At 73.7% G+C, this 3,736-nt stretch carries 4 protein-coding genes and 1 pseudogene; 2 read left to right on the top strand and 3 right to left on the bottom strand.

Going from position 1 to position 3,736, the window contains the following annotated elements:
• Window positions 1-195: pseudogene (locus EHS43_RS39965) on the bottom strand (hypothetical protein); the annotation flags it as partial.
• 99 nt (window positions 196-294) lie between these two features.
• Window positions 295-1,191 carry a helix-turn-helix domain-containing protein gene (locus EHS43_RS39960; RefSeq protein ID WP_185806617.1) on the bottom strand — a complete coding sequence of 299 codons (897 nt, stop codon included), beginning with the start codon at window positions 1,189-1,191 and terminating at the stop codon, window positions 295-297.
• Between the two features lie 101 nt (window positions 1,192-1,292).
• Between EHS43_RS39960 and EHS43_RS39955 the strand changes: the two genes are divergently transcribed.
• Together EHS43_RS39955 and EHS43_RS39950 are read left to right on the top strand one after the other, a co-directional pair.
• A complete protein-coding gene (locus EHS43_RS39955; protein WP_125195452.1) occupies window positions 1,293-2,720 on the top strand; it encodes an MFS transporter in 1,428 nt (475 codons plus the stop codon).
• Window positions 2,721-2,807: 87 nt separating this feature from the next.
• Window positions 2,808-3,014, top strand: a complete 207-nt coding sequence (locus tag EHS43_RS39950) for a hypothetical protein (protein ID WP_125195451.1) — start codon at window positions 2,808-2,810, stop codon at window positions 3,012-3,014.
• A gap of 6 nt (window positions 3,015-3,020) precedes the next feature.
• On the opposite strand, the gene EHS43_RS39945 is transcribed toward EHS43_RS39950, so the two are convergent.
• Window positions 3,021-3,608 carry a TetR family transcriptional regulator gene (locus EHS43_RS39945; RefSeq protein WP_125195450.1) on the bottom strand — a complete coding sequence of 196 codons (588 nt, stop codon included), beginning with the start codon at window positions 3,606-3,608 and terminating at the stop codon, window positions 3,021-3,023.
• Window positions 3,609-3,736: the final 128 nt, after the last annotated feature.

Below are 3,736 nucleotides of genomic sequence, written 5' to 3'. Positions count from 1 at the left end.
GGCGTACACCGCGAACCGCCGCCCCCGTGGGGACACCGCCCCGATCCGGTCCAGCGTCCCCTCGGCCACCCGGCCCACCGTCCCGGCCCCGGGCACCTTTCCCAGCACCGACACGGCGGCCCGCAGCGGCTGCGGGAGCCCCTGCGCCGGTGACCGTGATTCCGCTGCCTGCTGCGACGACTTCTGCTCGGCCATGGTTCGCCCCGCATGTGGTGATTTGTCCTTGGGACCGTCCGGGTTCCCGCACTCCGGACACTCACCCGCACCAGCGGCAAACAGTCAGGCGCCGCCCCGTCACGCAGGCAGGCGCGGGGCCCGCTCCAGGGCGATCGCGTGCAGCCGCTCCAGGCGCAGCCGGGACTCCTCGTCGGCCGGGGCGTACGTCACCAGGCGGGGGCCCGCCTCGGGGCCGAGCCACAGGTCGGTGTGGTCGAGGCGGACGCGGCCGACGTACCGGTTGATGAACTCCTTGCGGCGACCGCGGTGTTCGATGACCTCGTGGCGGTCCCAGACCTCGCGGAACTCCTGGGACTCGGTGCGCAGCCGCTTCAGGAGCATCTTCCAGCCGGGCTCGGCGAGGTGCCCGGCCATGGTGGCGCGGAAGCGGGCGGCCATCAGGCGGTGGACCTCGGGCAGGTGGACGATCGACGAGCGCCAGTCGTCGTTGGTGTAGGAGAGGACCATGCAGTTGCGGTCCTCGGGCGGCACCGCGTCCAGGTCGCACAGCAGCAGGCCGTAGGTGCGGTTGTAGGCCAGGATGTCGTAGCGGCTGTTCTGCACGCAGGCCGGGAGCGGCTCCAACTGTTCGAGCACGTGCGCGATGGCGGGCGTGATCGAGGGGCAGACGGTGGCCGGGGTCGGGTCGACCGCGCCGGCGAGCTGGAAGAGGTGCGAGCGCTCGCTCGGGTCCAGCAGCAGGGCGCGGGCCAGGGCGTCCAGGACCTGCACGGAGACCTGGATGTCCCGGGCCTGCTCCAGCCAGGTGTACCAGGTCACGCCGACCGCGGAGAGCTGGGCCACCTCCTCCCGGCGCAGGCCCGGGGTGCGGCGCCTGCGGCCGCGGGGCAGGCCGACCTGCTCGGGCGTGATGTGCTCGCGGCGGTGGCGCAGGAAGGCGGCGAGCTCGTGGCGCCGGATCACCGAGAGGGACGCGGTCGCCGGTACGGCTGTCTCCTGGGCCATCGTCGTCATGCCTCCAGCCTGCCCGCACCGGGACCCTGTTGCCAGGTGGTTCTTCTACCAGGATAAGAAGACTCTGGTACCCGTCTGGGAGGGGGCGCAGGCTCGGGGACGTGACCACCGAAACCACGACTCCACGCCCCGTCCGCTCCGCCGTGCCGGCCGAGCTGGGCGGCCTGGGACTCTTCACGGTGCTGCTCGCCGCGGCACTGCCCCTCATCGACTTCTTCATCGTCAACGTAGCCCTGCCCAGCATCGGCGCGGACCTGTCCGCGAGCGAGTCGGTCCTGGAACTGGTCGTGGCGGGGTACGGGCTTGCGTACGCCGTCCTCCTCGTCCTCGGCGGCCGGCTCGGCGACCTCTTCGGGCGCCGCAGGCTGTTCCTGGGCGGCATGCTGGCCTTCGGGCTGACCTCGCTGGCGTGCGGGCTCGCGCCCACCGCCTGGACGCTGGTCGCGGCGCGGGTCGCGCAGGGCGCCGCGTCGGCCGCGATGCTGCCGCAGGTCCTCGCCACCATCCAGTCGGCGACGCGCGGGTCCCGCCGGGCCCGCGCGATGGGCCTGTACGGCGCCACGGCGGGCCTCGCCATGGTCGCCGGCCAGATCCTCGGCGGGGTCCTGGTGGCGGCCGACATCGCGGGCACGAGCTGGCGGGCGGCGTTCCTGGTGAACGTGCCGGTCGTCCTGGTGGGCCTGGTCCTCGCGGCCCGGACCATCCCGGAGACCCGCTCCCCCCGCCCCGAGCCGGTGGACGGGCCGGGCACGGTCCTGCTGGCGGCGACCCTGCTGGCGCTGCTCGCCCCGCTGACCGAGGGCAGGGCGGCGGGCTGGCCGCTGTGGACGTGGCTGTCGCTGGCGGCGTTCCCGCTCCTCACGGGGGCGTTCTTCGCGGTGGAGCGCAGGGCGGACCGCGAGGGCCGTACGCCGCTCGTCCCGCCGAGCCTGTTCCGGCTGGTGTCGCTGCGGCGCGGCCTGCTGCTGATCCTGCCCTTCTCGATGGGCTTCGCCGGCTTCATGTTCGTGATCGCGGTGGCCCTGCAGGAGGGGGCGGGCCGCAGCCCGGTCCAGGCGGCCCTCGCGCTGGTCCCGCTGGCGGTGACGTTCCTGGTCACGTCGGTGGCGGGGCCGAGGCTGATCTCCCGCTTCGGCACCCGGGTGGTGACGGCGGGCGCGGTGATCCAGGGGCTCGGCCTGGGGCTGATGATCCTGGCGGCCCGCTCCTCCTGGCCCGACCTCGGACTGCTGCCGCTGCTGCCCGGCGGTGCGATCGCCGGGGTGGGCCAGGCGCTCCAGCTGCCCGTGGTCTTCCGGATCGTGCTGTCGGAGGTGCCGCCCGCGCGGGCCGGGGTGGGCGGTGGCGTGATGGTGACCACCCAACAGGCCGCCCTCGCGCTGGGCGTGGCCACGCTGGGCAGTCTCTTCCTCGCCCTGGTGCCGGGCATGGGCATGCGGGACGCGCTGGTGACGACCCTGCTCGTGCAGTTGGCGGGGGTGGCGCTGACGGGGCTGCTGAGCCTGCGGCTGCCGCGTGTCGTCGACTGAGCCCGCTCACGATTCGACCAACTCACGGTGAGGGTGCCCCTGTTGATGTTGGTCTTGCAGCACACTCCTCGTCGGAGGCGAGGCGTCATGGTGCAGACCAGCACGAGCAAGGTGAGCCGGTGGGACCAGCACGGGCGCGAGCATGTCGTCCAGGTGCTCCGCAAGGGCCCGCAGCGCACGATCAGATGCGCCACCTGCGGGTGGCGCAGAGCCGCGCAGTTCCTGCCGTGGCTGAAGGCGGAGGAGCATCTGGCGGAGGCCCACCAGGCGACGGTGGACCCGTCGCAGACATAGCGGCGGTCAGCCCCTGAGGCCGCGCACCAGCAGGTCCACCACCGCCGTGAACTCCGCTTCCGCGCCCGGCTGTTCCCACTCCCGGGCGTAGGCGGGGTCGTGGTAGCGGCCGGTGGCCTGGAAGACGGCCCGGGCCGCCACGGCGGGGTCGGCGACGGTGAAGGCGCCGGCGTCGGTGCCGTCCCGGACGATGCGGGTGAGCTGACCGGTCAGCTCGGCGAGGTGCTCGACGACCGTCTCGACGCTCTCACCGGTCAGGACCGTGTAGGTGGCGAACAGCTCCGGATCGTCGCCCGCCTTGCGGCGCTTGGCCTCGAAGAGCGCGGCCAGCCAGTCCCGCAGCCGGGCCTCCGGATCGCGGTCCGCCTCGGCGATCCCGGCCAGCATGCCCGTCGCCCGGTCCAGCCACCGCTTGGTCACCGCCTCCCGCAGCGCCGCCTTGGTGCGGAAGTGGCGGTAGACGCTGCCATGGCTGACGCCGAGCGCGCGGGCCACGTCGACCACGGTGGCCTTGGCGGGCCCGTGACGGCGCAGCACCTCCTCGGTGGCTTCGAGAATGCGCTCGGCGGTCAGGGTCTCGCTGGTCGGGGACATGCCTAGACGGTACCCGGCACGAGGTCCACCACCGGATCGGTACAGCTCGCCCGGCCCGCACCCCACCCACCAAGGGGCGCGGGGAACTGCGCGACCAGCCCCCACCGGGCCCGCAGCCGATCCACGAC

The organism is Streptomyces sp. RP5T (assembly GCF_003933965.1).
GTDB lineage: Bacteria > Actinomycetota > Actinomycetes > Streptomycetales > Streptomycetaceae > Streptomyces.
The sequence above is the reverse complement of the archived record's forward strand: the minus strand, read 5'-3'. Positions and strand labels throughout refer to the sequence as shown.